Here is a 26,225-nt window from a genome sequence, read left to right as displayed (position 1 = left end):
GGAAGAATGTGATGATCAAAGCAAAAATCAGTGTCATGCTGTTAACACTTATTTTACTTACGGGGTGCCTCTATCCAGAGAATCGTAAAGCTGAAAACCGCGTGCCATATAAAGAGCAGCTGCAAAGTGTGCAGACCGCAATTGAAGATTTTCAAAAAGCGACAAATGGCCTTTTACCGATTGAAACAAAAGAAGGCGACACACCTATTTATCAGAAGTATGTCATTGACTTTAAGCGTCTGTCACCAAGATATTTACACGATGTACCGTCGACATCTTTTGAAGGCGGGGGCGAATATATCTATGTCCTCACAGACGTCGAACAAAACCCAACGGTGAAACTGCTTGATGTCAAAATGACGCAAACGATCAGTGAATTACGTCTAAGGATCAAAATATATCAAGATGAACATACATATCCGCCATATGGCAAAGTAGTATCTAAAGATTTATATACGTTAAATGAAAAAAAACTAGGGTTAAAAGCACCGCCTACAGTGACGAGCCCTGTCACGGGTGAATCACTTCCATTACTGATTTCCTCAAATGGCGAAATCTATGTTGACTATCGCAGTGATTTTGCCCAGATTTTGAAAAATACGAAACAAAAGCTGAAACCAGGTGAAAATATTCAAGATGTCTATTGGCAGGAAACCCCGTTTGTACCAGCGTTTTCTGTTCCATATACGATCAACAAAAAAGGTGAGCCGGCTTTTTTAGAAAAAAAGACGTCATAAACAAGAATGAACCTTTCTCCTCTGCATATAAATGAGGAGAAAGGTTTTTTTATGGCTAAACATACTCTCAAAACAAAAAAGGTGTCATATTCAAATAGGACAACGTCATACACATATATTGTCCTGACACCTTTCAAGCACCGTTTGATTGAAGTATAGAGTATTTTATTTGAAAACGAGGATAGCAAGTCCGGGAGGGGATCACTTGGAAAAAGTCGATATTTTCAAGGATATCGCTGAACGAACAGGAGGCGATATATATTTAGGAGTCGTTGGAGCTGTTCGTACAGGGAAATCTACGTTTATTAAAAAGTTTATGGAGCTCGTGGTGCTCCCGAATATCAATAATGAGGCAGACCGTGCAAGAGCACAGGATGAATTGCCGCAAAGCGCAGCAGGAAAAACCATTATGACCACAGAACCAAAATTTGTGCCAAATCAAGCGGCATCCATTCACGTGAGTGACGGCCTGGATGTCAACATTAGGCTTGTCGATTGTGTAGGCTACACCGTGCCTGGTGCACGTGGTTATGAAGATGAAAATGGTCCGAGAATGATTAATACGCCGTGGTATGAAGAACCAATCCCGTTTCATGAAGCAGCGGAAATTGGTACACGCAAGGTCATTCAAGAGCATTCCACCATTGGTGTTGTGATTACAACAGATGGATCAATTGGAGAAATCCCAAGACATGACTATATTGAATCAGAAGAACGTGTCATTGACGAACTCAAAGAAGTTGGAAAGCCGTTTATTATGGTAATCAACTCTGTGAGACCTTATCACCCTGAAACAGAAGCGCTGCGGCAGGAACTTAGTCAAAAATATGATATTCCTGTACTCGCGATGAGTGTCGAAAGTATGAGAGAACAAGACGTCCTCAGTGTACTTCGTGAAGCATTATATGAATTCCCAGTGCTTGAGGTGAATGTGAACCTGCCAAGCTGGGTCATGGTACTAAAAGAAGATCATTGGCTAAGAGAGAGTTATCAGGATTCAGTGAAAGAAACCGTCAAGGATATTAAGAGATTAAGAGATGTTGACCGAGTGGTAGGTCAGTTCAGTGAATTCGATTTTATCGAAAGAGCAGGCTTAGCAGGCATTGAAATGGGTCAGGGGATCGCAGAAATTGATCTGTATGCGCCGGATGATCTATATGATCATATCCTAAAAGAAGTGGTTGGTGTGGAAATTAGGGGCAAAGATCACCTTCTTGAGCTCATGCAAGATTTTGCACATGCGAAAACGGAGTATGATCAAGTGTCTGACGCTTTAAAAATGGTGAAGCAGACTGGATACGGAATTGCGGCACCAGCTTTGTCGGATATGAGTTTAGATGAGCCGGAAATCATTAGGCAAGGATCAAGATTCGGCGTCAGATTAAAAGCAGTCGCGCCATCTATTCATATGATTAAGGTAGATGTAGAAAGTGAGTTTGCGCCGATTATCGGAACAGAAAAACAAAGTGAAGAGCTCGTCCGATACTTAATGCAAGACTTTGAAGATGATCCGCTTTCTATCTGGAATTCCGATATATTTGGACGCTCACTCAGCTCGCTTGTCAGAGAAGGCATTCAAGCAAAACTCTCGCTGATGCCGGAAAATGCAAGGTATAAACTAAAGGAAACGCTTGAACGAATTATTAACGAAGGATCAGGCGGTCTGATCGCGATTATTCTATAGGATGTGAGACCTCTCATTGATGGGGGTCTTTTTTTGCGTGCGGGTTAAGTCATAAAAAGACAATTGTATAAAGATTAGTCAGATTCAGGCTGAAATTAGGAATATTCGTTCGCAAAAGTGCCCTTAATCCTTGACGAATAAGGATTCTTCCCTTTAAAATGCTTGATATGGTATTTCATATGTGTTAATCTACTTACAGAAAATCTTCACTTTGTTGGACAAACATTCCTTCAAAGAGAAGTTTTCTAATGAAAAGCCATGTATGACGCTTTCTAGACGCTCTTTTTTTCAAAAAAAGTGTATAGAAAGAAGATGAATTGTGAAGAAATGATAACAATCTATTGAATGCATATTTTTGGGAGGAGGTGAAAGGCATGAACAAGACAGAACTTATTAACGCGGTTGCTGAAGCAAGCGAGTTATCTAAAAAAGACGCGACAAAAGCAGTTGATTCTGTTTTTGATACAATTTTAGATGCACTTAAAAATGGTGACAAAATCCAACTTATTGGTTTTGGTAACTTTGAAGTACGTGAGCGTTCAGCTCGTAAAGGACGTAACCCACAAACTGGTGCAGAGATCGAAATCCCTGCAAGCAAAGTACCTGCTTTCAAACCAGGTAAAGCACTTAAAGACGCGGTGGCAGGTAAATAATCGTTATGTGTAATGATCCTATTGAAGGAGTTATACATATACAGTTTCACACTGGTCTAGAAAAGCCCCTTTGATAAGGGGCTTTTCCTTTTGAATCAAATGGTTTGTTTAGAACGCTCTCCTTTGCTTTTAGGATCTGAAGTGTGCTAGAATCTGAATGAAATGTAATCGCCTTTGGAGGATATAATACATGAGTGAAATAAATAAAGAATTAATCGAACACGCAGTACGCGATATATTAAAAGCAATCGGAGAAGATCCAGATCGTGAAGGACTTCTTGATACCCCAAAACGAGTAGCAAAAATGTATGAAGAAGTGTTCTCGGGATTAAATGAAGATCCAAAAGAACATTTTAAAACCATTTTTGGTGAAGATCATGAAGAACTCGTTCTTGTCAAAGATATTGCTTTTCATTCAATGTGTGAACACCATCTTGTGCCATTCTATGGCAAAGCCCATGTCGCTTATATTCCGCGCGGCGGAAAAGTAACGGGACTCAGCAAGCTGGCAAGAGCAGTAGAAGCCGTGGCAAAGCGCCCGCAGCTTCAGGAGCGCATTACATCAACGATTGCAGATAGTATGGTGGAAACTTTAAATCCACATGGTGTGATGATTGTCGTTGAAGCAGAGCATATGTGTATGACGATGCGCGGAGTGAAGAAGCCCGGCGCTAAAACAGTCACTTCAGCCGTACGCGGTACATTTGCAAATGATGCGGCAGCAAGAGCAGAAGTGCTTTCCTTTATTAAAAACGACTAATCCATAGATGGAAGGTGAACAGATTGAGTGAAAATAAAGCATCTGATTTTGTGGTGATTAAAGCCATTGATAATGGTGTCAATGTGATCGGCTTAACTAGAGGTTCCGATACAAGATTTCACCATTCCGAAAAGCTCGATAAAGGTGAAGTCATTATCGCACAATTTACTGAGCACACATCAGCCATCAAAGTGCGGGGCGATGCTGTCATTCAAACAAGCTTTGGTGAAATTCAAAGCGAAGCAAAGAAATAACGCACGACTATGCACTTGATAGCATGAAAGTCAGGCCTGATATGGTATAATAAATCTCTATACAATCTAGAGAGCTACATATGAAACTGTAATTTTTGGGACAAGGGTGATATCTTTGCAAGACATCTACGGAATTTTATCTAATCTGAATATAAAATTAAACAAAAAGCTTTCTCATCCTTATTTGGCGAAGCATTTGCGTGCGCCGCTCATCGATGAAGATAAGCTCCTTCTTTTTCATGCAATGTTTGATGAAGCTCAAATCGATGCTGAGAAAAAAGAAAATTATATTTTAACGGCGATGCTTGTGCAAATTGCCCTTGATACCCATGACGAAGTCACAACTGCTGCAGCCATCAAACAAGACGAGTTCAAAAATCGTCAGTTGACCATCCTAGCAGGAGACTATTTCAGCGGTCTCTATTACTCTCTTCTCTCTGACATGAAAGATATTTACATGATCCGCACTCTCGCCACGGCGATCAAAGAGATTAATGAACATAAAATTAGACTATATGATCGATCCATTCAAGATGCAGCCCACTTTTATAAAAGTGTTGCTACAGTGGAATCTGCGCTATTCCAAAGAATTTCTGAGCACTTTCAATTGACGCATTGGAATGAAATTGCAAGTCGCTTCCTTGTTTATAAACGTTTTATGAAACAAGCAGAAGACGACAAACATTTAAAACTTTTTTTGAACGATAGCTATACGGACGCCTATACATGTTTTGACAACTTTGAGAATGAAGGCTATGAAAAGGCCAAACGATCAATCAAGGAGCATCTAGTTTCTTCTCCGATCGTTCAAAAAGAGCTATTAAATCGCTTGGATCATATGAAAAATGAACCTGCGTACCATCAGAAAGTGGAAGAAGGGTAAGTCATGCAGCAATCAAAAGAACAGCGAGTACACGGTGTATTTGAAAAAATTTATAAAAACTATGACCAAATGAACTCTGTCATTAGCTTTAAACAGCATAAAAAATGGCGCGATAAAACAATGAAGCTCATGAATGTTCAAAAAGGAGCCAAAGCACTAGATGTATGCTGCGGAACTGCCGATTGGACAATTGCGCTTGCAGACGCTGTTGGAGAAACAGGCGAGGTCAAAGGCCTTGACTTCAGTAAAAATATGCTGAGTGTTGGCGAAACAAAGGTGAAAACAGGCGGCTACAATCAAATTGAGCTGCTCCACGGCAATGCAATGGAGCTCCCTTTTGAGGACAACTCATTTGATTATGTCACAATCGGTTTTGGCCTTCGAAATGTCCCTGATTACTTAACAGTGCTAAAGGAAATGACACGAGTGGTAAAACCCGGTGGAATGGTTGTCTGCCTTGAAACATCACAGCCTGAGATGATTGGGTTTAAACAAGGGTATTATGTCTATTTCAAATACATCATGCCGCTCTTTGGCAAGCTGTTTGCCAAAAGCTATCAGGAGTATTCATGGCTTCAAGAATCAGCCAAAACGTTCCCTGGCATGAAAGAACTGGCGTCTCTTTTTGAAGAGGCCGGTCTATCTGATGTCTCGTATCATCCATTTACAGGCGGTGTAGCAGCAACACATATCGGAAAGAAGCTTTGAATAAACGATATTTGGGTGAAAATAATGAAACTAAAAGCAATGATTTCTTTTCTAAATCATGATATCGATATAATTGAAAAAGAGCTTGAACAAACCGTTCGCTCTGATTATGCATTATTAAGTGAAGCCGGTCTTCATTTGCTGCAAGCGGGCGGGAAACGAATCCGCCCCGTTTTTGTTCTCCTATCAGGCATGTTTGGTGACTATGATATTAATAAAATTAAATATGTAGCCGTAGCGCTTGAATTAATTCATATGGCATCACTTGTCCATGACGATGTCATTGATGATGCAGAACTAAGAAGAGGAAAACCGACGATTAAAGCAAAATGGGACAACAGAATTGCGATGTACACGGGGGATTACTTATTTGCAAGGTCACTCGAGTACATGACGAAAATCAATCACCCAATGGCACATGAAATTTTGTCAAAAATGGTCGTCGAGCTCTGTCTTGGGGAAATAGAACAAGTCAAAGATAAATACAACATGGACCAAAACCTTCGTACATATTTAAGAAGAATTAAACGAAAAACAGCTTTGCTTATTGCAGGCAGCTGTCAATTAGGCGCGATTGCAGCTGGAACAGATGAAAAAACACATAAAGCCCTTTACTGGTTTGGGTACTATGTTGGTATGTCGTACCAAATCATTGATGATGTCCTTGATTTTACATCAACTGAAGAAGAATTAGGCAAACCTGTTGGTGGGGACCTTTTACAAGGAAATGTCACTCTTCCTGTTTTATATGCGCTTCAGAACCCGACGTTAGAAGGTCAGTTGAAGCTGATCAATAGTGAAACGACAGAAAAGCAGCTGAAACCTGTAATTGAACATCTCAAACAAACAGATGCGATCGACCGTTCCATTCGAGTGAGTGAAATGTATTTGAAAAAAGCATTTGAACAGCTCGATCAACTTCCGCGCGGGCGGGCTAAATCATCATTAGCGTCGATTGCAAAATATATTGGTAAACGAAAATTCTGATCAACGTTTCGTTGATTGGTTTTTTTGTGAAATTTTTTGTCAAAAATTGATTATTATAAAAAAAAATGATACGATCACTTTGTAACAATGTAAGCCTATACATACATAACGACGGGGTGGAAAACGTATATGGACAAAACATTTCTTATGGTCAAGCCTGATGGTGTGGAAAGACAATTAATCGGTGAAATTGTGTCAAGATTCGAAAAAAAGGGGCTTCAGCTTGTTGGAGCAAAGCTCATGAGCATTCCAAAAGAAGTAGCAGAAACACATTACGGAGAGCATAAAGAAAAACCATTTTTCGGTGAATTGGTTGACTTTATTACGTCAGGACCTGTATTTGCGATGGTATGGCAAGGTGAACAAGTCGTAGACGTAACAAGGCAGATAATTGGAAAGACAAATCCGAAGGAAGCGCTTCCGGGAACGATAAGAGGTGACTATGGATTAACTGTTGGCAAAAATATTATCCATGGCTCAGACTCACCAGAAAGTGCCGAAAGAGAAATCAACCTTTTCTTTAAACAAGAAGAACTGACAAACTGGGATCAAACGATCTCCAGCTGGATTTATTAATGTTCAAGCCAAAGTGTTCATCAAATGATCACTTTGGCTTTTTTATATTGAGATTTCTATACGAATTTTCGCATGAGATGATACAAATTTATGATAAAAACAGCTATACTAGGACAAAGATAGATGAGACAGGAGAGGACATTGATGGATCAGTATCAAGTATTTGTTGGAAAATGGAAAAAACTAACTGGGATAGATCTGAACTTATATAAAGAAGCACAAATGAAACGAAGATTAACATCCCTTTATGATAAAAAAGGATATAAAGATTTTGAGGCATTTGCGTCTGCTCTTGAAAAGGACAAAGCGCTATTAGATGAAACGATGGATCGAATGACGATCAATGTGTCAGAATTTTACCGAAACTATCAGCGCTGGGAAGTACTTGATCAAAAAATCCTGCCGCTGCTTTCAAAAAACAGTGGCACCCTAAAAATATGGAGTGCAGCTTGCTCTACTGGAGAAGAGCCGTATACACTCTCAATGCTGCTATCAAGCCATCCGCTTGTGAAAGACTTCCAAATTATTGCAACGGATATTGATGATAAAGTCTTGCAATCCGCGCAAAAAGGAAGATATCATGAACGATCTTTGCAAGAGGTGCCAGATCAAATCAAGCAAAAATATTTCACAAAAGAAGATTCTTCATTTTACACGGTGAAGGATGAGATTCGAAAGCACATTCAATTTAAGAAACACAACCTTTTAGCGGATCCATATGAAAAACAGCTGGATCTCATCGTGTGCCGAAATGTTCTCATCTACTTTACAGAAGAGGCGAAAGAAGAAATTTACTTAAAAATGAGCAGCAGTTTAAAGCAAAATGGCGTATTATTTGTTGGTTCTACAGAACAAATTTTTCACCCAGAAAAGTTTGGATTAACCTCTGCTGATACTTTCTTTTATCAAAAGAAGGGGTAGTAGCTGACTTTTTAGTAGGAAGTGTGTTATCATAGTTTTACTTAAAAGCGTTAATGCGATGAAGGGAGAATAAGTCATGAGGTACTTAACAGCAGGTGAATCACATGGTCCACAACTGACCACAATTATTGAAGGAGTTCCAGCGGGACTTTACATAGAGCAGGATGACATCAATTATGAACTGTCTAGAAGACAAAAAGGTCATGGCCGTGGAAGAAGAATGCAGATTGAAAAAGACCAAGCGAAAGTGTTAAGTGGTGTTCGCCACGGGAAAACATTAGGTTCTCCTATTGCACTTGTTGTTGAAAATAATGATTGGAAGCACTGGACAAAGGTCATGGGTGCAGAGCCGATTACTGAAGAAGAAGAGAGTGAAATGAAGCGTCAAATCTCTCGTCCAAGACCAGGACATGCGGATTTAAATGGTGCGATTAAATATGGTCACCGTGATATGAGAAACGTATTAGAGCGCTCATCAGCACGCGAGACAACGGTTCGTGTAGCAGCAGGTGCAGTAGCTAAACAAATTTTGGCTCACCTTGGAATCAAAGTGGCTGGTCACGTCCTTGAAATTGGTGGAGTAAAAGCTTCCCATACCGCTTATAAATCTATTGAAGATTTGCAAAAAGTAACAGAAGAATCACCTGTTCGCTGCTATGACAGTGAAGCTGGTCAAAAAATGATGGATGCCATTGACGAAGCGAAGAAAAACGGCGATTCAATTGGTGGTATTGTCGAAGTCATCGTTGAAGGGATGCCAGTTGGAGTCGGCAGCTATGTGCACTATGACCGCAAACTGGATAGCAAGCTTGCAGGCGCAGTACTGAGTATCAACGCTTTTAAAGGTGTTGAATTTGGTATTGGCTTTGAGGCAGCTTCTAAAAATGGCAGTGAAGTTCATGATGAAATCATCTGGGATGAAGAAAAAGGCTATACGAGAAAAACAAACCGCTTAGGTGGTCTTGAAGGCGGAATGTCAACTGGCATGCCGATCGTCGTAAGAGGGGTTATGAAACCAATCCCAACCTTATACAAACCATTGCAAAGCGTGGATATTGAAACAAAAGAACCTTTCTCTGCAAGTATTGAGCGTTCTGACAGCTGTGCTGTTCCAGCCGCAAGTGTTGTGGCAGAAGCAGTCGTTGCATGGGAAATCGCCAATGCTGTAGTTGAGCAGTTTGGCCTTGATCAAATTGATCGCATTAAAGAAAATGTGGACAAAATGCGCCAGCTTCAGAGGGAGTTTTAATGAAAACACTGGAAGTGAAGACGTCTTCAGCCACTTATCCTGTATATATCGGTGATGGGATTAGACAAAATATCGTAGACTTGATTACTTCCACTGGGCGATCCTACACGAAGCTCTTTATCGTGACAGATTCAGCCGTCGATGCCCTTTATGGAGATGAAATGGTTCAATTACTGAAACAGAAATGGTCTGTACAAAAAGTAGTGGTGCCAAACGGAGAACAATCAAAATCTTTTGCGCAGTTTGAGCAGATTCATACGAAAGCCATCCAATTTCAACTCGACCGCTCCTCATGCATCATTGCATTAGGAGGCGGGGTGATTGGAGACTTGGCTGGCTTTGCTGCTGCCACTTATATGAGAGGCATTGATTTTATTCAAGTACCGACCACGCTGCTTGCACATGATAGTGCAGTCGGCGGAAAAACCGGAATCAATCATCCGCTCGGCAAAAATTTAATTGGTGCGTTTCATCAACCGGCTGCTGTCATCTATGATACAAGTATGCTAGAGACACTCTCACCAATAGAGCTGAGATCAGGCTTTGCAGAAGTGATAAAACATGCACTGATTTCAAGTGAAGTCTTTTTATCAGAACTGATGTCCATTCGTTCGTTGACAGAATTATCAAAGGATGAACTGGCACATATGCTTTATCAAGGGATTCAAGTGAAAGCATCCATTGTTCAAGAAGATGAAAAAGAACAAGGTGTGCGGGCATACTTGAATTTAGGTCATACACTAGGGCATGCCATTGAAGCGGAGTATGGATACGGTGCGATCACGCATGGAGATGCCATTGCAATTGGCATGCAGTTTGCTTTATATGTCAGTGAAAAAGAGCAAGGACTCAGCCTAGATCGCGAGAAACTTAAAGTGTGGATGAAAGAACTAGGGTTCCCAGTACAAGTCACACAAACGATTTCAACCAAAACATTTGTCGATCGCATGATTGGTGATAAGAAGGCAAGAGGCGGGAGTGTTCAGTTTGTTTTGCTAAAACAAGTTGGAGACGTCACCCTGCAATCTTTCACAAAAGATGAGCTGTATCACTGGCTCGAAGAATGGAAACGGGAGGAGGGCTGTCTATGATGTTTCGCGGGATACGCGGGGCTACAACTGTGACAGAAGATACAGAAACAGAAGTGTTAACCAAAACGAAGCAGCTGCTAGAAGCGATTATTTCAAAAAATCAAGTAGATCCAGAGCGTGTCGTGCAGATCTTGATTTCAGCTACACAAGATATTCACTCTGTTTTTCCAGCAAAAGTACTCAGGCAGTTTGAAGGATGGACCTATGTGCCTGTCACTTGTATGCAAGAGCTTGACATTGATGGAGGTCTAAAGAAGTGCATTCGCGTTTTAATGACCGTTCAGACAGATGTCAAGCAGGAAGACATACAGCACGTATACTTGGAAGAGGCTGTCACGCTTCGGCCTGATTTACAGTTGACAAAAAACAAGGAATTATAATACGATATGAACAGCCGAAGTTTACACACAGGTGTGAACGGCATTGCAAGCTTAGAGAAGATGAGAATGAGACTAGGGTAGTTGAGATGAGTAGAGTTGAGCAGAGATACGATACTTCTATTTAATCATACTGCCTAAAAGAGCGAAGCCTCTTTTAGGCTTATTTCGTATACTCAAACAAATCCTCAAGATGTCCCCTCATTCTCCTTAATTCCATTTAAGGAGTGTGCTTATGAAATCCCAATCAAACCTTACCCAATTTTTAAGAGACAGTCAGTTTTACAAAACCATCCCGATTGTTGAAACCATTACAGTTGATACGCTCTCACCCATTCAAATTGTCGAGAAACTGAAACAGGATATTGTGTATTTGCTAGAAAGCAAAGACGAATCTTCTAGCTGGTCGAGATATTCCTTTATCGGATTACATCCTTTTTTAACATTACATGACGAGCAAGACCATTATATTGCTCGTGACGCTGCGGGAAAGTCAGTGATGCAAAAAGCGGAGCTGAAAGAGTTGCTTGACTGGATGAAAGAGCAATATCAAATCAAGACACCTGAAATTGATATCCCATTTACTGGCGGAGCCGTAGGGTACTTAAGTTACGACCTCATTCCCAACATTGAGCCGTCTGTCAAGCCGCATCCGAATGCATCAACAACAGATAATTGCACATTATTTGTTTGCCAAACAATGATCGCATTTGATCACGAAACAAACCAAGTTCATTTTATTCAGTACACGCAGCTGAACGGTCATGAAACAGACGAAGAAAAAATTCTGGTTTATCGAGAAAATCAAAAGCAGCTTGAACTGATGGTACAGCAGCTTCATACAAAAATTGATATGAAAGAACTGATTATCTCAGGGAATATGAATGAACCCCCTTCGTTTGAACAGGTGACGTCTACCTATGAAAAAGCAAAATTTTTAAAGGATGTCGAAAAAATCAAGGAGTACATTCGAGCGGGTGATATCTTCCAGGGTGTACTTTCTCAGCGTTTTGACATTCCAGTGACAGTGAGCTCATTTGAATTGTATCGTGTGCTTCGGATTGTCAATCCATCACCGTATATGTATTTTATGAAATTAAAAGATCGAGACTTAGTCGGAAGCTCGCCAGAACGATTAATCCATGCGAAAAACGGTCACTTAGAAATCCATCCAATTGCTGGTACAAGAAAACGAGGAATGACAAAAGAAGAAGATGATGCACTAGCAAGAGAGCTGCTCGATGATGAAAAAGAAAAAGCAGAACATTACATGCTAGTGGATCTGGCTCGAAATGATGTGGGGCGTGTGGCAGAATATGGCAGTGTGTCTGTCCCAACTTTTACAAAAGTCGTGAACTTTTCGCACGTCATGCACATTATTTCTATTGTGACAGGGAAGCTGAAGCAGGATACACATCCAGTAGACGCGCTTATGTCCGCTTTTCCAGCAGGCACATTGACAGGCGCCCCAAAAATTAGGGCGATGCAATTATTAAACGAAATGGAGCCTGAGCCAAGAGAGACGTATGGCGGCTGTATTGCCTATATTGGTTTCGACGGCAATATCGATTCCTGTATTACCATTCGCACAATGAGCGTCAAACATCAGACTGCTTCTATACAAGCAGGTGCCGGCATTGTCGCTGATTCCGTTCCAGAAAACGAATGGGAAGAGACGTGCAATAAGGCAGGAGCACTTCTAAAAGCCATTCAGCTTGCTGAACATATTTTCTCAGAAAAGGAGAGTATGCCAAATGAATCAACGACTATCAGCTCTTGTTAATGGAGGAAAACTATCAGAAAAAGAAGCGAATGGCCTGATGCATGATATGATGAGCGGCTCGTTAACAGATGCTGAAGTCGCTGCTAGTCTATCTATTTTAGCGCATCGAGGAGAAACAGCCGAAGAAATGACAGGCTTCGTGAAAGCCATGAGGCAGCATGCAGCACCAGTAGAAAGATCACTTGATGTCGTTGATACGTGCGGGACAGGAGGCGATGGTTTATCAACATTTAATATATCAACAGCTGCTGCCATCGTTGCTTCGGCTGCTGGGGCGAAAATCGCCAAGCACGGAAATCGTTCCGTCTCCTCTAAAAGCGGGAGTGCTGACGTGCTAGAATGTCTTGGTATTCAAATTCAATCCACACCTGAAGAAACAAGACGACAAATACAGCAGAAAAACATGGGCTTTTTATTTGCACCGCTCTATCATTCTTCTATGAAACAAGTAGCCGCCGTACGCAAGCAGCTCGGATTTCGGACGGTATTTAACTTATTAGGACCGCTTTGCCACCCGATGCAGGCCAAAAAGCAAATCATTGGTGTGTATGCAAAGGAAAAGGCAAAGCTCATGGCGAAAGCTCTTGCTCCTTTAGAGCCAGAACATGTCCTGTTTGTTTGCGGAGATGATGGGCTGGATGAATTAACCATTACAGCAAATTCATACATCATTGAACTCAAAAAAGGTGTCATGACAGAATATACGTTAAACCCAGAAGACTTCGGACTTGAAAAAGGGCATTTATCAGACATTCAGGTCCAATCACCAGAAGAAAGTGCCAAATTGATTCAGAATATATTGAATTATCAAGCGGGTGGAGCACCGCTTCATATTACAGCGCTTAATGCTGGGGCCGCATTATATGTGGCAGGAAAAGCAGAGAGTCTGATGGCAGGAACAATGAAAGCATTAGAAACGATCAAAAACGGATCAGCTAAAGAACAATTAGCCCGTCTAAAACAAAAAACGAAAGAGGAAGAGATCTATGCTTAATCAAATTATCGCCCGTAAAAAAGAACATGTGAAAACCTTGCAATTACCTGAGGATGGACATTATGAAAGACGATCATTTAAAGAATCCCTTATGAATCCTCACCGCTCGATTGGACTGATTGCTGAGGTGAAAAAAGCGTCTCCTTCCAAAGGAATCATTCAGCCTCATTTTGATCCTTTACAGACAGCAAAAGCATACGAAGCATCAAATGCAGATTGTTTATCTGTCTTAACGGATGAACCGTTTTTCCAAGGGAAAAACGAATATTTGTCTCTTATTAAAGAACACATCACACGTCCTATTCTAAGAAAAGATTTCATTATTGACTCTATACAAGTAGAAGAATCGAAACGGATAGGGGCAGATGCCATTTTATTAATTGGAGAGGTGCTTGAGCCGCAAAAGCTGTATGAGCTCTATACAGAAGCGAAAGAAAAAGGACTGGATGTCCTCGTTGAAGTACATGCAGCACATACACTAGAAAAGATCTTACACCTATTTACTCCTGAGATTATCGGTGTGAACAACCGGAATCTCAATACGTTTACAACAACAGTTGAACAAACAAAAGAGATCGCGCCACTTGTTCCAAAAGACGTATTACTAGTAAGTGAAAGCGGCATAAAGACATTTGATGATCTGACCTTTGTGAAACAGCACGGAGCAAACGCCGTTCTTGTTGGTGAATCTTTAATGAGGGAACAATCACAGGAGAAAGCCGTTCAGGCATTGTTCGGAGAATGAATAGGATGAAACCTTATTTAAAATATTGCGGGGCTGTCTCACAAGAGGATGTCGCATGCATCTCGCAATCACAAGCGGATGCCATCGGTTTTATTTTTGCCCCGAGTAAAAGACGAGTTCATCCAGATCAAGTGAAACACTGGCTGTCACAAGTAAAATGCAAAAAAGAGATAGTGGGGGTATTTGTGAATGAAAAAACACCAAAAGTGTGCGAGATCACAAACAACCTCTCCTTAGATATTGTGCAGCTTCATGGCGATGAGACGCCAGAAGTTGCACATGACATCAAACAGCAAACGAAGGCGCTCGTTTGGAAAGTGTTCCATCACGACCCCGATGTAAACGACACACTTGAACATATGACGGCATTTGCTCCAAGTGTCGACGGTTTTCTCATTGATGCGAAAGTGAAAGGAATGAGAGGCGGTTCTGGAACAGCTTTTGCATGGGAGGCAGTGCCTTCATATGTTCAGCATGCAAAACAACTGGGGAAAACTTGCGCCATTGCTGGCGGGATCACGCCAGATACCATAATAGATCTGCTTGCTTTTGGTCCAGACGCCATAGACCTTTCAAGCGGTATAGAAGAAAACGGGAAGAAAAGCAGTACAAAGATGAAAGTGCTCGAAGAAAGGATGTTGAACCATGTACGCATATCCAAATGAGATTGGCAGATACGGAGAATTTGGAGGGAAATTCGTTCCTGAAACGCTCATGCAGCCACTAGAAGAGATCGAACAAGCTTTTCGTGAATTAAAAGAAGACCCTGCTTTTCAAAAGGAATATATATCGCTTTTGAAAAACTATTCAGGCAGACCAACTGCACTCACATACGCTGATCAATTATCGGCATATCTCGGTGGTGCTAAAATCTATTTAAAAAGAGAAGATTTAAACCATACAGGCGCTCATAAAATTAACAATGCGCTTGGGCAGGCACTGCTAGCGAAAAAAATGGGGAAATCAAATATCATCGCCGAAACAGGAGCAGGTCAGCACGGTGTAGCTGCTGCAACAGTGGCCGCAAAATTCGGTTTATCCTGCACTGTATTTATGGGAAAAGAAGATGTGGAAAGACAATCACTCAATGTGTTCCGAATGAAACTGCTCGGCGCTGAAGTCATACCTGTTACTAGCGGGAATGGAACATTAAAGGATGCAACCAATGAAGCCATCCGCTATTGGGTCCAGCATTGCAGTGACCACTTTTATATGATCGGCTCAGTCGTTGGACCTCATCCGTATCCTCAAATCGTCAGTGAATTTCAGCGGATGATCGGAGATGAGGCAAAAGCACAGATACTTGAAAAGGAAGGGCAGCTTCCTCATAAAGTCGTTGCCTGTGTTGGCGGCGGAAGCAATGCGATAGGAATGTACCGGGCGTTCTTAGATGAAGAGGTCGATATCATTGGTGTAGAAGCTGCTGGGAAAGGAATCGACACTCCGCTTCATGCAGCAACCATCACGAAAGGGACAAAAGGTGTCATACATGGATCTTTGACATACTTGATCCAAGACGAATTTGGTCAAATTATTGAGCCCTATTCCATTTCAGCTGGATTAGACTATCCGGGGATCGGGCCAGAGCATGCGTACTTGCATGCGAGCGGCCGGGTTCAATATGTGAGTGCGACAGATCAAGAAGCACTAGATGCGTTAAAGCTGCTCACAGAAAAAGAAGGAATCCTGCCAGCGATCGAATCTGCACATGCTTTAGCAAAAGCGTTTGAGATGAGCCAGAACATGAGTGAAGACGACATTGTTCTTGTCTGCTTGTCAGGCAGAGGAGATAAGGACGTGCATACATTAATGAATGTGCTTGAAAGTGAGGGTGAAACAAAATGATCACATTTCAATTAGAGCAAGGTCAGAAATTATTTATTCCATTTATTACAGCGGGTGATCCATCAGAAGAGATCACCATTGATTTAGCCCTCGCGCTTCAAGCAGCAGGGGCACATGCGATTGAACTAGGTGTGCCGTATTCTGATCCGTTAGCGGACGGCCCTGTCATTCAAAGAGCTTCTAAAAGAGCACTTCATCATGGTATGAATATCGTAAAAGCGATAGAATTAGCAGGAAAGATGAAAAAAAACGGCGTAAAAATTCCTGTAATTCTATTTACGTATTATAATCCTGTGTTACAATTAGACACAGAATACTTTTTCGCTTTACTGCGCAAAAATCATATTTCGGGACTCTTAACACCCGACTTGCCTTTTGAAGAGAGCAGCGAGCTGCAGAAGAACTGTCAAGCACACGACATTTCATATATATCACTCGTTGCACCAACAAGCAAGGAACGATTAGAAAAAATTGTAGAGCAGGCAGAAGGTTTTGTGTATTGTGTTTCATCTCTCGGCGTCACAGGTGTCAGACAATCTTTCGACGCATCGATTACAGATTTTATTCAACAAGTGAAACAGCTGAGTCAAATACCAGTTGCTGTAGGTTTTGGTATTTCAACAAGAGAACAAGTAGACTCAATGAATAAAATGAGTGATGGTGTCGTTGTCGGCAGTGCACTTGTCAAAAAAATTGAAGAGCTTCAAGAACAATTAGTAGCGAGTGATACACGCCAAGAGGCTTTAAGAGAATTTGAAACATATGCAAAAACATTTAGTCCCCTCTATTCATTCAAATGAGGTGAAACATTTTGCAAATCAAAGATCAATTAAAACAGCTAAAACCGTATCAACCTGGGAAACCAATTGAAGAGGTCAAAAAAGAATATCAATTAGACAAAATTGTGAAATTGGCTTCAAATGAAAACCCTTTTGGATGTTCCACACATGCAAGAGAGGCCATACAAGCTGAACTTGAACATTTAGCGATTTATCCAGACGGATACAGCGCAAGTTTAAGAACGGAACTGGCTGAGTTTCTTCAAGTAAATGAAAAACAATTAATATTCGGGAATGGCTCAGATGAACTTGTGCAAATTATTGCTAGGGCATTCCTTGATCAACATACAAATACGGTGATCCCATCTCCGTCATTCCCGCAATACCGTCACAATGCAGTAATTGAGCATGCAGAGATTAGAGAAGTACCACTTCTAAATGGAGGAGCTCATGATCTAAAGGGAATGCTGGATGCGATGGATGACAACACAAAAGTCGTTTGGGTGTGTAACCCGAACAATCCGACAGGAAATCATTTGTCAGAATCTGAGCTCGTATCGTTTTTAGATCAAGTGCCTGCTCACGTGCTTGTCGTTCTAGATGAAGCATATTTTGAATATGTTCGCGCGGAAGACTTTCCGAACAGTTTATCTCTATTAAAAGCCTATCAAAATGTCATTGTACTGCGCACGTTCTCTAAAGCATATGGACTTGCGGCACTTCGAGTAGGTTATGGGGTTGCCTCAGAGGAGTTGATTACCGCCATTGAACCTGCGAGAGAGCCATTTAATACAAGTCGTATCGCTCAGGCAGCTGCACGTGCAGCCATAAAAGATCAAGACTTCATTCAATCGTGCAGACAAAAAAATGAAGCAGGTCTCAAGCAATATCAAGAATTTGCGGAACGTTTTGGACTATTTATCTATCCATCTCAAACAAACTTTGTGCTGATTGACTTTAAAAGAGATGCAGATGAGCTGTTCAATGCACTTTTGAAAAAGGGCTATATTGTTCGATCTGGTAAAGCTCTCGGATTCCCAACTTCTTTGCGTATTACTGTTGGAACAAAGGAGCAAAATGAAGAAATCTTAACTACACTTGCCGATTTATTACAAGGCATTCGTGCGTAGCATAACAATGAATTCATATCCTGTTTATGGGATATGGCTTTCGTTGTAACTCATCCAATATACATATAAGCTATTGAAACAGCTTGTTTAATTTTCGCGAAAAATCAGGTGATGAACATGAATGAAGCAAACGAAACCATATTAATCGCTGGACTTGGTTTAATTGGTGGTTCTATTGCACTGTCGATTAAAAAAGAATTTCCACATAAAAAAATTGTAGGCTATGATGTCTCTAAAGAACAAATGATTGCTGCAACAAAACTAGGGATCATCGACGAGACTGCCGAGTCCTTTATAGAAGGCTTGAATGAAGCAGCAACGATTATTTTGGCAACGCCAGTACAACAAACCGTCAAAATGTTAAGTGATATTGCAGCATCTGGAATTGAAAGAGAGCTCACGATTACGGATGTAGGGAGCACAAAGCAAAAGGTCGTTCATTTTGCTGAAAAAACGTTGCCTGATCATTACCAATTTATTGGTGGGCATCCAATGGCAGGGTCTCATAAATCAGGTGTCATTGCAGCGAAAGACTTTTTATTTGAAAATGCATTCTACATTTTAACGCCAGCAAAAGTAACAAGTCGTCAGGCTGTTGACCGTTTGAAGGATCTGCTGAAGGGAACCAATGCTCATTTCATTGAAATGACACCCGAAGAACATGATGCTGTGACAAGTGTGATTAGTCACTTTCCACACATCGTCGCTGCCAGTCTTGTGCATCAAGCGCATCATTTTGAAGAAGAATTTCCTCTTGTAAAACGGTTTGCTGCAGGAGGCTTTCGAGATATTACCCGTATTGCATCAAGTAATCCTGCAATGTGGCGCGATATCCTTTTGCACAATAAAAACAAGATTTTAGACCGATTTCATGAATGGAAAAAAGAGATTGACCGCATTGAATCCTTTGTGCAACAAGAAGATGCTGAGGGGTTATTCTCTTATTTCCAAGAGGCCAAGGAATATCGCGACGGCCTGCCTCTGAGGAAAAAAGGAGCTATCCCTGCTTTTTATGATCTTTATGTCGATGTGCCGGATCATCCTGGTGTTATTTCGGAAATTACAGGATATCTAGCAAATGAAAACATCAGTATTACAAATATCCGTATTATTGAAACGCGAGAAGACATTAACGGGATTTTACGCATTAGTTTTCAAACAGATGACGATCGAAAGCGGGCAGAACTCTGTATAAAAAATAGAGCAAATTACGATACATTTTATGCTGATTGAGGTGAGGAACATGAAAATTCATAAAAGTGCTCCTATGAATGGAGAAATTCATATTCCAGGAGATAAATCCATTTCTCATAGATCTGTGATGTTTGGCGCTATTGCTGACGGTACTACAGTAGTAAAAAACTTTCTTCCTGGCGCTGATTGTTTAAGCACGATTGATTGTTTTAGAAAAATGGGTGTCGACATCGAACAAAAAGGTACAGATGTTGTCATTCATGGTAAGGGACTAAAAGGACTTAAAGAGCCGAGCGATATTCTCGATGTTGGTAACTCTGGCACGACTATTCGTTTAATGATGGGAATCTTGGCTGGCTGTGAGTTCCACAGTACGCTGATCGGTGACGAAAGTATTGCCAAAAGACCGATGAAACGGGTAACAGGTCCGCTAAGACAATTGGGAGCCAAGATAGATGGCAGAGCAAATGGCGAGTATACACCACTTTCTATACGTGGGGGTAATTTAAAAGCTATCTCTTATGAGTCTCCAGTTGCCAGTGCCCAGATTAAGTCGGCTGTCCTTCTAGCTGGGCTGCAGGCAGAAGGAACAACGACGTTAACTGAACCGCATAAATCAAGAGACCATACCGAAAGAATGTTATCAATGTTTGGTGTCTCGCTACATGAAGATGCACAAAGTGTTTCAATTGAAGGTGGACAAACGTTAAAAGCAACAGATGTATTTGTCCCTGGAGATATTTCTTCAGCTGCATTTTTCTTAGTGGCTGGATCTATCGTTCCAAACAGCCGGATTGTATTGAGAAATGTCGGTTTGAACAAAACGAGAACTGGTATTATAGATGTGCTAAAACAAATGGGTGCAGACCTCGACATTCAAGAAGTGGATGCTAAAGGCGGAGAACCGTACGGTGATTTAACGATCTCTACCTCTTCATTAAAAGGGATCGACATTTCAGGTGATATGATCTCTAGACTCATCGACGAAATTCCTATTATTGCGCTCCTAGCTACTCAAGCAGAAGGAACAACGATCATTAAAGATGCCGCTGAATTAAAAGTGAAAGAAACCAATCGTATTGATACAGTCGTTTCAGAACTTAAAAAACTAGGTGCTCATATTGAAGCAACAGATGATGGAATGAAGATTCATGGTAAAACGAGCCTTAAAGGCGGCGCAGTCGTCTCAAGCTACGGAGATCATCGAATTGGTATGATGTTAGGAATTGCGGCTTGTATAACAGAGCAAGCAATCGAGATTGAAGATACAGATGCAGTACGTGTATCTTACCCAAATTTCTTTGAACACATTGAATACTTAACGCAAACAGTCTGAGGATTTCCTCAGGCTTTTTCTTTCCTTTTGCATATTTGAAAGAACTATAGCATAGCTTGTCTCAAGGTGAAACCTTGAAAAAGAGCATTTTGCTGATTCAAAAACAATTTTTTAGCGTATTCGGTTTACAAATCGTCAGTTTAGTAAAGTATTGATTGAAAAAGAGTCTTCAAAACACAAAAATGGCTTCATGTTAAAAGAGCAACATATTTGCTGGATATGCAGCTGTCGATTATGATATGAAGTAACAACAGTTTAGGTTTTTGGAAACAGAAAGGAACGGTTTGATTTGAATAGTTCATTACAAGAAGCCATAAAATTAGTTGAGGCTGGTGAGACTGAAAAGGGACTCCAAACACTTGCTCAAGCAGAGAAGCATCTTCATGATGAAGAAAAAGCGCAGGCAGCTCAGTTATATTATGACTGGGGAGATATTGATAAAGCACGGAATCTCATTAGTGATTTACATGATTTATATCCAGAAGAAACAGGATTAACCTGTTTTTATGCAGAGCTGTTAATAGACTCTGATGAAGAAGAGAAGGCAATAGCAGTTCTTGAAACGATTCCTGAAGATGACGATGCGTATCCAGAGAGTTTATTGTTAATGGCAGATTTGTATCAAATGCAAGGACTATTTGAAGTCAGTGAACAAAAGCTTTTAAAAGCGAAAGAGTTACTACCTCATGAAGCCGTCATTGATTTTGCTTTAGGGGAATTGTATTTTTCTCAAGGTCTTTCAAAAAAAGCAGCCGACTATTTCTACAAAGTGGCCGATCAACAAAATGAAATTGGCGGTGTCAATGTATATCAGCGGCTCGCTGAATCATTAAGCACAGCTGGAGAATTTGAAGATGCCCTTGAATGGTATGAAAAGGCTGTAAAGGATCAAGTGGATCCAAATACACTTTTTGGCTACGGATTTACAGCGATGAGGGCTGGCAGAACGAAAACGGCTATTCAGCAGCTTTCTGAACTAAAAGATATTGATCCTTCGTATTCGTCACTTTATATGCCTTTAGCCAAAAGCTATGAGGAAGAAGGACTATATCATGAAGCTTTAGAGATAGTAAAAGAAGGAATTAAAGTGGATGAGTATAACAAAGAGTTATATTTATATGGGGCAAAGATTGATTTGAAAAATGGCCATTCGGAAGATGCGAAAAAATTGCTTCAAGAAGCACTTGCTCTTGATCCAGGATATATTGAAGCGGTTCAAACGCTGCTTGCGATCTATTTAAATGAAGAGCTGTTTGATGAAATTCTGGATGTGATTAAAGAGGTTAAAAGCTTTGGGGAAGAAGATCCAAAATGGAATTGGTATGCTGCTTCTGCTTCTGTCGGAAGAGAAGAATACGATGAAGCCGCTGAGTATTTCAAACTTGCTCTGCCTGATTTTGATGAGGAACGTGACTTTTTATATGAATATGCTTCGTTCCTTTTAGAAGAAGGCAGACAAAAAGAAGCCTTGCCGTTATTACGAAAAGTTCTTCAGAAAGATGGCACGAATGAAGAAATTGAAGAAACGATTTTAAGAATTGAAGACGAAATTTCCTTATAGTTTGCAGGAATGAAGAACTGGTTTGTTGAATAATTCATGTATAGCAATTTAATTTACGATAGAGGAGGGAATAACATGCAGACCCCTGTTTCTGTCAATGAAAAGAAGGAATTTATCCGGTGGTTCTTAAACCATTATCAGTTAAAGCGAAGAGAGTGTGTTTGGATATTAAATTATTTAATGAGTCACGACTCTTTGATGGAAAAGGTTCATTTTGTAGAGCAAGCAGAATTTTGCCCAAGGGGAATTATTATGTCAACACACTGTGTGGATGAAGTTCCCTTTAGATTTTATAAAGAAAATATCATGACGACAGATGCAGAAAAATCATTTCATGATATTCGTTTGAATAAACAGCAAGACTTGTTTATTCAATTGAATTTCCGATCTGCATATCGTTCGCCGGAATATGCCGCTGTACTTGAAACAAATCCTCATATTCCTAAAGATCTTTATGAAAATGAAAAAGATAAAGATCTTGCTGAGAAAGTGCTAGAGCATTCTATCGCTACTTTCCAAAAAGAACGGCTGATGAAAGAAATCGATGAAGCGCTTGACCGTCATGATCAAGAAACATTTAATAAGTTAGCAAAAGAATTAAGCCTATTATCATAAACCAAGCCAATAAGCCTTGCCCTATACAGGCAGGGCTTATGTGATGAAAGAGGGGAACTAGATGAAGTTTCAGGCGGAGGACGCGCATCTCTTTTTACAATCTAAAGATTACATTGATACCGCTATCATTCCATTAGTTGGGATAGATGCAAGCCATATCAAACAAACCGTGTCTTTAGGTGAGTTTACAATGCTTGTGGCAGAGGATCTTGAAAGGCAACTGAAAGGCAGAGTATTTCTTTTTCCTCCACATACATATTTAGAAGTAAATCATCGTAAGCAAGAAGACATACTTGCAGTAAAACAATCATTGCAAGAACATTTTCAGCATGTTGTGTTTATCACATCTGATAACAAATGGAAAGAACAGCTAGAAGTGAGCGAATCGGCATTTATATTGCAGTCTGTTCCGCTTGAGCATTTAAAGGTCAATTTAAAGCAAAAAGTCATTCAAGACAGTGTAGAACAAATTTTGAACTTTTTGTTACAAAAATGGAACCCTTCATAAAAACCCTTACATTTGCATTGTACATAGCTTTTTAGGCTGTTGACCTTGTGAATAGATTGATATATTATGAGGGTGTCCTAGTTTTATGAAATTTTTTCTAATTCAGTTATAAAGTAGCTGACGACCTGAGGGGGGGAGAAAAAAATGAGCGAGAAGAGACATGGAGTGTCCAGGCGTCAATTTTTGAATTACACGTTGACCGGCGTGGGGGGATTTATGGCCGCTGGAATGCTCATGCCTATGGTTCGCTTTGCGCTTGACCCTGTGCTAAAAGGAACAGAGGATCAGGATATGGTTCAAGTTGTCAGTGTAGATGAACTGACAAAAGAACCGAAGCGCTTTGACTTTAAAATTGATCAAGTAGATGCATGGTATGAGTCAAAGGAATCTAGGTCTGCATGGGTGTACAAAGAAGGGGATGAAATTGTCGCTTTATCGCCAATCTGTAAACATTTGGGATGTACAGTGAACTGGAACAGTGATCCGAAAAATCCAAACAAATTTTTCTGCCCATGCCATTATGGGCTGTACGACAAGGATGGTACAAACGTACCCGGAACTCCACCGCTTGCACCGCTTGATCATTATAAGCAGCAAGTGAAGGACGGATACCTCTATCTTGGAAAAGCTGTGCCGAAAGGGGAAGGGTAACGATGCTTAACAAGATTTACGATTGGGTAGATGAGCGGCTGGACATCACACCGATATGGAGAGACATTGCGGATCATGAAGTGCCTGAGCACGTCAATCCAGCACATCATTTCTCTGCTTTTGTGTATTGTTTTGGCGGTTTAACGTTTTTTGTGACGGTCATTCAAGTCCTTTCGGGCATGTTTTTAACGATGTATTATGTACCGGATATTAAAAACGCATGGGAATCTGTCTATTATTTGCAAAATGAAGTGGCATTCGGACAGATTGTAAGAGGGATGCACCACTGGGGTGCGAGTCTAGTCATTGTTATGATGTTTTTACATACGCTGAGGGTCTTTTTCCAAGGGGCGTATAAAAAGCCTAGAGAGCTAAACTGGATTGTCGGTGTGCTCATTTTCTTTGTGATGCTTGGACTTGGTTTTACAGGATATCTTTTACCGTGGGATATGAAGGCGCTATTTGCGACGAAGGTTGGTCTTCAAATTGCAGAGGCGACACCTTTCATTGGGAAAGAGATTAAAACGCTGCTTGCAGGTCATCCTGACATTGTAGGTGCACAAACGCTGACGAGATTTTTCGCTATCCATGTCTTTTTCTTGCCAGCGGCATTATTTGGGCTGATGGCTGCCCACTTTATTATGATTCGTAAGCAAGGAATTTCTGGACCGCTGTAAAATTTTGCGTTTGATGAATGTTCAATGAGGAGGGGATGACTTTGCATAGGGGAAAAGGGATGAAGTTTGTCGGAGATTCCAGAATACCGGCAGAAAGAAAACCTAACATACCTAAAGACTATTCCGAATATCCGGGAAAAACCGAAGCCTTTTGGCCGAACTTTCTTTTAAAGGAATGGCTTGTAGGTGCTGTTTTTTTAATTGGATTTCTTGTCCTAACTGTTGTTCATGCACCTCCGCTTGAGCGGATGGCTGATCCGACAGATACGGGCTATATTCCGCTGCCAGACTGGTATTTCCTATTTTTGTACCAGTTGTTAAAATATGAGTTTGCTGCAGGGAGCTATACGGTAGTTGGCGCAATGATTATGCCTGGAATTGCGTTTGGTGCTCTTTTACTCGCACCATTTCTTGATTCTGGTCCTGAACGCAGGCCATATCGAAGACCAATTGCAGTTGGGATGATGATTCTTGCAGTTGGTGCAGCAACCTATTTAACATGGGAGTCTGTTGCTACTCATGACTGGGAAGCAGCTGCGAAGCAAGGTGAAATCAAGAAAGAAGCAGAGATTGATACCTCAGCTGAAGAGTATAAAATCTATCAAGAGCAGACATGTATCTCCTGTCACGGAGATAATATGCAAGGCGGGGCAGCTGGACCGTCACTTGTTGACAATGGTTTAGCACCAGAGGAAATTGCGAAAATCGCTGTAGAAGGTAAAGGCAACATGCCTAAGGGCATTTTTAAAGGCAGCGATGAAGAACTTGAAAAGCTCTCGAAATATTTATCTGAGGTCAAATCTAAATAATTCAGTTGTTTAAATGCAAGTACAAGGATATACTCAAAAGGAGAAAAAAGCTGGCGCTGTCAGCTTTTTTCTGATTTTAACAGATCGTGAGTGAAGAGAAATATGAGATGGATTCAATATCTGCTAGCCACACGCTACATGCTTGTGCTGGTGCTCATTGTCAACTTTCTTGGTACTGTGTACGGCTACTACTGGTATATCCCGCAGCTCGTTGAGACGCCGGCTATCTTTTTACCTTTTGTACCGGACAGTCCGACGGCAAGCTTTTTCTTTTTATTTGTATTACTAGCCTTTCTAATGAAACGCCATGCTCCTTATTTTGAAGCACTGGCCCTTGTCACTTTGATCAAATATGGATTATGGGCTGTAGGGATGAATCTTTTCGTGCTCGTTTCTGTTGATGATTTTCCGTGGGAAGGATATATGCTAATTGGTTCGCACTTTGCGATGGCGGTACAGGCTGTGTTATTTGCGCCGTATTATCGTTTTCACATGCGTCATTTGGTTGTAGCAGGCATATGGATTTTACATAATGATGTGATTGATTATGTATTTGGAATGATGCCGCGTTATTCTATGCTTTCTGCCTATTCAAATGAGATCGGCTACGTGACGTTTTGGTTAAGTATTGCCGTTCTTCTTGTTTCGTATTATCTTGTCATCTCGAAAAAATCGGTCAAGCTTGAACTCGCTTAACAATGTTGGTCTAACCTTGTCC

The 26,225-nt window shown here is 40.8% G+C and carries 29 protein-coding genes; all 29 read left to right on the top strand.

The features are described from left to right. The first annotated feature begins 11 nt into the window (after positions 1-11). Positions 12-737, top strand: coding sequence for a hypothetical protein (locus tag MHI41_RS10450; RefSeq protein WP_007500961.1), 726 nt, complete (start codon positions 12-14; stop codon positions 735-737). 205 nt (positions 738-942) lie between these two features. After that, positions 943-2,421 (top strand): stage IV sporulation protein A, encoded by a 1,479-nt coding sequence (gene spoIVA, locus MHI41_RS10445; RefSeq protein ID WP_008344534.1) that lies wholly within the window; start codon positions 943-945, stop codon positions 2,419-2,421. 374 nt (positions 2,422-2,795) lie between these two features. Beyond that, complete coding sequence (gene hbs / locus MHI41_RS10440) at positions 2,796-3,074, top strand: non-specific DNA-binding protein Hbs (protein ID WP_003215863.1); 279 nt, start codon at positions 2,796-2,798, stop codon at positions 3,072-3,074. 190 nt (positions 3,075-3,264) lie between these two features. After that, a complete protein-coding gene (gene folE, locus MHI41_RS10435) occupies positions 3,265-3,834 on the top strand; it encodes a GTP cyclohydrolase I FolE (RefSeq protein ID WP_003215789.1) in 570 nt (189 codons plus the stop codon). A gap of 23 nt (positions 3,835-3,857) precedes the next feature. After that, positions 3,858-4,088, top strand: a complete 231-nt coding sequence (gene mtrB / locus MHI41_RS10430) for a trp RNA-binding attenuation protein MtrB (RefSeq protein WP_008344541.1) — start codon at positions 3,858-3,860, stop codon at positions 4,086-4,088. Positions 4,089-4,203: 115 nt separating this feature from the next. Further along, a complete protein-coding gene (locus MHI41_RS10425; RefSeq protein ID WP_007500958.1) occupies positions 4,204-4,971 on the top strand; it encodes a heptaprenyl diphosphate synthase component 1 in 768 nt (255 codons plus the stop codon). A 3-nt stretch (positions 4,972-4,974) separates the two neighbouring features. After that, positions 4,975-5,679, top strand: coding sequence for a demethylmenaquinone methyltransferase (locus MHI41_RS10420; protein ID WP_007500957.1), 705 nt, complete (start codon positions 4,975-4,977; stop codon positions 5,677-5,679). Positions 5,680-5,703: 24 nt separating this feature from the next. Then, positions 5,704-6,666 (top strand): heptaprenyl diphosphate synthase component II, encoded by a 963-nt coding sequence (hepT, locus tag MHI41_RS10415; protein WP_007500951.1) that lies wholly within the window; start codon positions 5,704-5,706, stop codon positions 6,664-6,666. Between the two features lie 129 nt (positions 6,667-6,795). Next, a complete protein-coding gene (gene ndk, locus MHI41_RS10410; RefSeq protein WP_003216015.1) occupies positions 6,796-7,242 on the top strand; it encodes a nucleoside-diphosphate kinase in 447 nt (148 codons plus the stop codon). Between the two features lie 144 nt (positions 7,243-7,386). After that, the gene (locus tag MHI41_RS10405; RefSeq protein WP_342494181.1) at positions 7,387-8,163 is read left to right on the top strand and encodes a protein-glutamate O-methyltransferase CheR; all 777 of its coding nucleotides are present in this window, start codon (positions 7,387-7,389) and stop codon (positions 8,161-8,163) included. 76 nt (positions 8,164-8,239) lie between these two features. Then, positions 8,240-9,412, top strand: a complete 1,173-nt coding sequence (aroC, locus tag MHI41_RS10400) for a chorismate synthase (protein WP_342494180.1) — start codon at positions 8,240-8,242, stop codon at positions 9,410-9,412. After that, positions 9,412-10,503: a 3-dehydroquinate synthase gene (gene aroB, locus MHI41_RS10395; protein ID WP_007500945.1), complete on the top strand. Its 1,092-nt coding sequence runs from the start codon at positions 9,412-9,414 to the stop codon at positions 10,501-10,503. The genes aroC and aroB overlap by 1 nt, the downstream gene beginning before the upstream one ends. Continuing rightward, positions 10,500-10,883, top strand: a complete 384-nt coding sequence (gene aroH / locus MHI41_RS10390) for a chorismate mutase (RefSeq protein WP_035702913.1) — start codon at positions 10,500-10,502, stop codon at positions 10,881-10,883. Before aroB ends, aroH begins: the two co-directional genes overlap by 4 nt. A gap of 232 nt (positions 10,884-11,115) precedes the next feature. After that, positions 11,116-12,663 (top strand): anthranilate synthase component I, encoded by a 1,548-nt coding sequence (trpE, locus tag MHI41_RS10385; protein WP_035702915.1) that lies wholly within the window; start codon positions 11,116-11,118, stop codon positions 12,661-12,663. Beyond that, a complete protein-coding gene (gene trpD, locus MHI41_RS10380; RefSeq protein WP_017359755.1) occupies positions 12,635-13,657 on the top strand; it encodes an anthranilate phosphoribosyltransferase in 1,023 nt (340 codons plus the stop codon). Before trpE ends, trpD begins: the two co-directional genes overlap by 29 nt. Beyond that, positions 13,650-14,402, top strand: coding sequence for an indole-3-glycerol phosphate synthase TrpC (trpC, locus tag MHI41_RS10375; protein ID WP_148779988.1), 753 nt, complete (start codon positions 13,650-13,652; stop codon positions 14,400-14,402). The genes trpD and trpC overlap by 8 nt, the downstream gene beginning before the upstream one ends. Further along, positions 14,399-15,067, top strand: coding sequence for a phosphoribosylanthranilate isomerase (locus MHI41_RS10370; RefSeq protein ID WP_342494179.1), 669 nt, complete (start codon positions 14,399-14,401; stop codon positions 15,065-15,067). Before trpC ends, MHI41_RS10370 begins: the two co-directional genes overlap by 4 nt. Continuing rightward, positions 15,048-16,247: a tryptophan synthase subunit beta gene (gene trpB, locus MHI41_RS10365; RefSeq protein WP_007500937.1), complete on the top strand. Its 1,200-nt coding sequence runs from the start codon at positions 15,048-15,050 to the stop codon at positions 16,245-16,247. The genes MHI41_RS10370 and trpB overlap by 20 nt, the downstream gene beginning before the upstream one ends. Continuing rightward, positions 16,244-17,047 (top strand): tryptophan synthase subunit alpha, encoded by an 804-nt coding sequence (gene trpA / locus MHI41_RS10360; RefSeq protein WP_017359752.1) that lies wholly within the window; start codon positions 16,244-16,246, stop codon positions 17,045-17,047. Before trpB ends, trpA begins: the two co-directional genes overlap by 4 nt. Before the next feature lie 11 nt (positions 17,048-17,058). After that, the gene (hisC, locus tag MHI41_RS10355) at positions 17,059-18,156 is read left to right on the top strand and encodes a histidinol-phosphate transaminase (RefSeq protein WP_007500922.1); all 1,098 of its coding nucleotides are present in this window, start codon (positions 17,059-17,061) and stop codon (positions 18,154-18,156) included. Positions 18,157-18,273: 117 nt separating this feature from the next. Beyond that, positions 18,274-19,389, top strand: a complete 1,116-nt coding sequence (locus MHI41_RS10350; RefSeq protein WP_146271195.1) for a prephenate dehydrogenase — start codon at positions 18,274-18,276, stop codon at positions 19,387-19,389. Positions 19,390-19,399: 10 nt separating this feature from the next. After that, the gene (gene aroA, locus MHI41_RS10345; protein WP_024718513.1) at positions 19,400-20,686 is read left to right on the top strand and encodes a 3-phosphoshikimate 1-carboxyvinyltransferase; all 1,287 of its coding nucleotides are present in this window, start codon (positions 19,400-19,402) and stop codon (positions 20,684-20,686) included. 289 nt (positions 20,687-20,975) lie between these two features. Further along, complete coding sequence (locus tag MHI41_RS10340; RefSeq protein ID WP_035702924.1) at positions 20,976-22,247, top strand: tetratricopeptide repeat protein; 1,272 nt, start codon at positions 20,976-20,978, stop codon at positions 22,245-22,247. 75 nt (positions 22,248-22,322) lie between these two features. Next, a complete protein-coding gene (locus tag MHI41_RS10335) occupies positions 22,323-22,862 on the top strand; it encodes a ReoY family proteolytic degradation factor (RefSeq protein ID WP_008344562.1) in 540 nt (179 codons plus the stop codon). Positions 22,863-22,923: 61 nt separating this feature from the next. After that, positions 22,924-23,370: a YpiF family protein gene (locus tag MHI41_RS10330; protein WP_146271197.1), complete on the top strand. Its 447-nt coding sequence runs from the start codon at positions 22,924-22,926 to the stop codon at positions 23,368-23,370. A 144-nt stretch (positions 23,371-23,514) separates the two neighbouring features. Beyond that, complete coding sequence (locus tag MHI41_RS10325) at positions 23,515-24,021, top strand: ubiquinol-cytochrome c reductase iron-sulfur subunit (protein ID WP_007500911.1); 507 nt, start codon at positions 23,515-23,517, stop codon at positions 24,019-24,021. A 2-nt stretch (positions 24,022-24,023) separates the two neighbouring features. Further along, entirely contained in the window at positions 24,024-24,698 is a 675-nt protein-coding gene (gene qcrB, locus MHI41_RS10320) for a menaquinol-cytochrome c reductase cytochrome b subunit (RefSeq protein WP_003215804.1), read from the top strand. Positions 24,699-24,739: 41 nt separating this feature from the next. Continuing rightward, a complete protein-coding gene (locus MHI41_RS10315) occupies positions 24,740-25,507 on the top strand; it encodes a menaquinol-cytochrome c reductase cytochrome b/c subunit (protein WP_008344567.1) in 768 nt (255 codons plus the stop codon). 102 nt (positions 25,508-25,609) lie between these two features. Then, positions 25,610-26,203 carry a DUF1405 domain-containing protein gene (locus MHI41_RS10310; RefSeq protein WP_146271198.1) on the top strand — a complete coding sequence of 198 codons (594 nt, stop codon included), beginning with the start codon at positions 25,610-25,612 and terminating at the stop codon, positions 26,201-26,203. The last annotated feature ends 22 nt before the right edge of the window (positions 26,204-26,225 follow it).

Origin of the sequence: Bacillus sp. FSL M7-0307 (assembly GCF_038627835.1) — a bacterium.
GTDB classification, from domain to species: Bacteria; Bacillota; Bacilli; order Bacillales; family Bacillaceae; genus Bacillus; species Bacillus altitudinis.
This window is presented reverse-complemented; position numbering and strand designations above follow the sequence as displayed.

Bases quoted from the DNA above. Each gene is read 5' to 3' on its own strand.
- MHI41_RS10450 (WP_007500961.1), top strand. From the start codon at position 12: ATGATCAAAGCAAAAATCAGTGTCATGCTGTTAACACTTATTTTACTT.
- hbs (WP_003215863.1), top strand. From the start codon at position 2,796: ATGAACAAGACAGAACTTATTAACGCGGTTGCTGAAGCAAGCGAGTTA.
- folE (WP_003215789.1), top strand. From the start codon at position 3,265: ATGAGTGAAATAAATAAAGAATTAATCGAACACGCAGTACGCGATATA.
- MHI41_RS10420 (WP_007500957.1), top strand. From the start codon at position 4,975: ATGCAGCAATCAAAAGAACAGCGAGTACACGGTGTATTTGAAAAAATT.
- hepT (WP_007500951.1), top strand. From the start codon at position 5,704: ATGAAACTAAAAGCAATGATTTCTTTTCTAAATCATGATATCGATATA.
- ndk (WP_003216015.1), top strand. From the start codon at position 6,796: ATGGACAAAACATTTCTTATGGTCAAGCCTGATGGTGTGGAAAGACAA.
- MHI41_RS10405 (WP_342494181.1), top strand. From the start codon at position 7,387: ATGGATCAGTATCAAGTATTTGTTGGAAAATGGAAAAAACTAACTGGG.
- aroC (WP_342494180.1), top strand. From the start codon at position 8,240: ATGAGGTACTTAACAGCAGGTGAATCACATGGTCCACAACTGACCACA.
- aroB (WP_007500945.1), top strand. From the start codon at position 9,412: ATGAAAACACTGGAAGTGAAGACGTCTTCAGCCACTTATCCTGTATAT.
- aroH (WP_035702913.1), top strand. From the start codon at position 10,500: ATGATGTTTCGCGGGATACGCGGGGCTACAACTGTGACAGAAGATACA.
- trpE (WP_035702915.1), top strand. From the start codon at position 11,116: ATGAAATCCCAATCAAACCTTACCCAATTTTTAAGAGACAGTCAGTTT.
- trpD (WP_017359755.1), top strand. From the start codon at position 12,635: ATGAATCAACGACTATCAGCTCTTGTTAATGGAGGAAAACTATCAGAA.
- trpC (WP_148779988.1), top strand. From the start codon at position 13,650: ATGCTTAATCAAATTATCGCCCGTAAAAAAGAACATGTGAAAACCTTG.
- MHI41_RS10370 (WP_342494179.1), top strand. From the start codon at position 14,399: ATGAATAGGATGAAACCTTATTTAAAATATTGCGGGGCTGTCTCACAA.
- trpB (WP_007500937.1), top strand. From the start codon at position 15,048: ATGTACGCATATCCAAATGAGATTGGCAGATACGGAGAATTTGGAGGG.
- trpA (WP_017359752.1), top strand. From the start codon at position 16,244: ATGATCACATTTCAATTAGAGCAAGGTCAGAAATTATTTATTCCATTT.
- MHI41_RS10350 (WP_146271195.1), top strand. From the start codon at position 18,274: ATGAATGAAGCAAACGAAACCATATTAATCGCTGGACTTGGTTTAATT.
- aroA (WP_024718513.1), top strand. From the start codon at position 19,400: ATGAAAATTCATAAAAGTGCTCCTATGAATGGAGAAATTCATATTCCA.
- MHI41_RS10335 (WP_008344562.1), top strand. From the start codon at position 22,323: ATGCAGACCCCTGTTTCTGTCAATGAAAAGAAGGAATTTATCCGGTGG.
- MHI41_RS10330 (WP_146271197.1), top strand. From the start codon at position 22,924: ATGAAGTTTCAGGCGGAGGACGCGCATCTCTTTTTACAATCTAAAGAT.
- MHI41_RS10325 (WP_007500911.1), top strand. From the start codon at position 23,515: ATGAGCGAGAAGAGACATGGAGTGTCCAGGCGTCAATTTTTGAATTAC.
- qcrB (WP_003215804.1), top strand. From the start codon at position 24,024: ATGCTTAACAAGATTTACGATTGGGTAGATGAGCGGCTGGACATCACA.
- MHI41_RS10310 (WP_146271198.1), top strand. From the start codon at position 25,610: ATGAGATGGATTCAATATCTGCTAGCCACACGCTACATGCTTGTGCTG.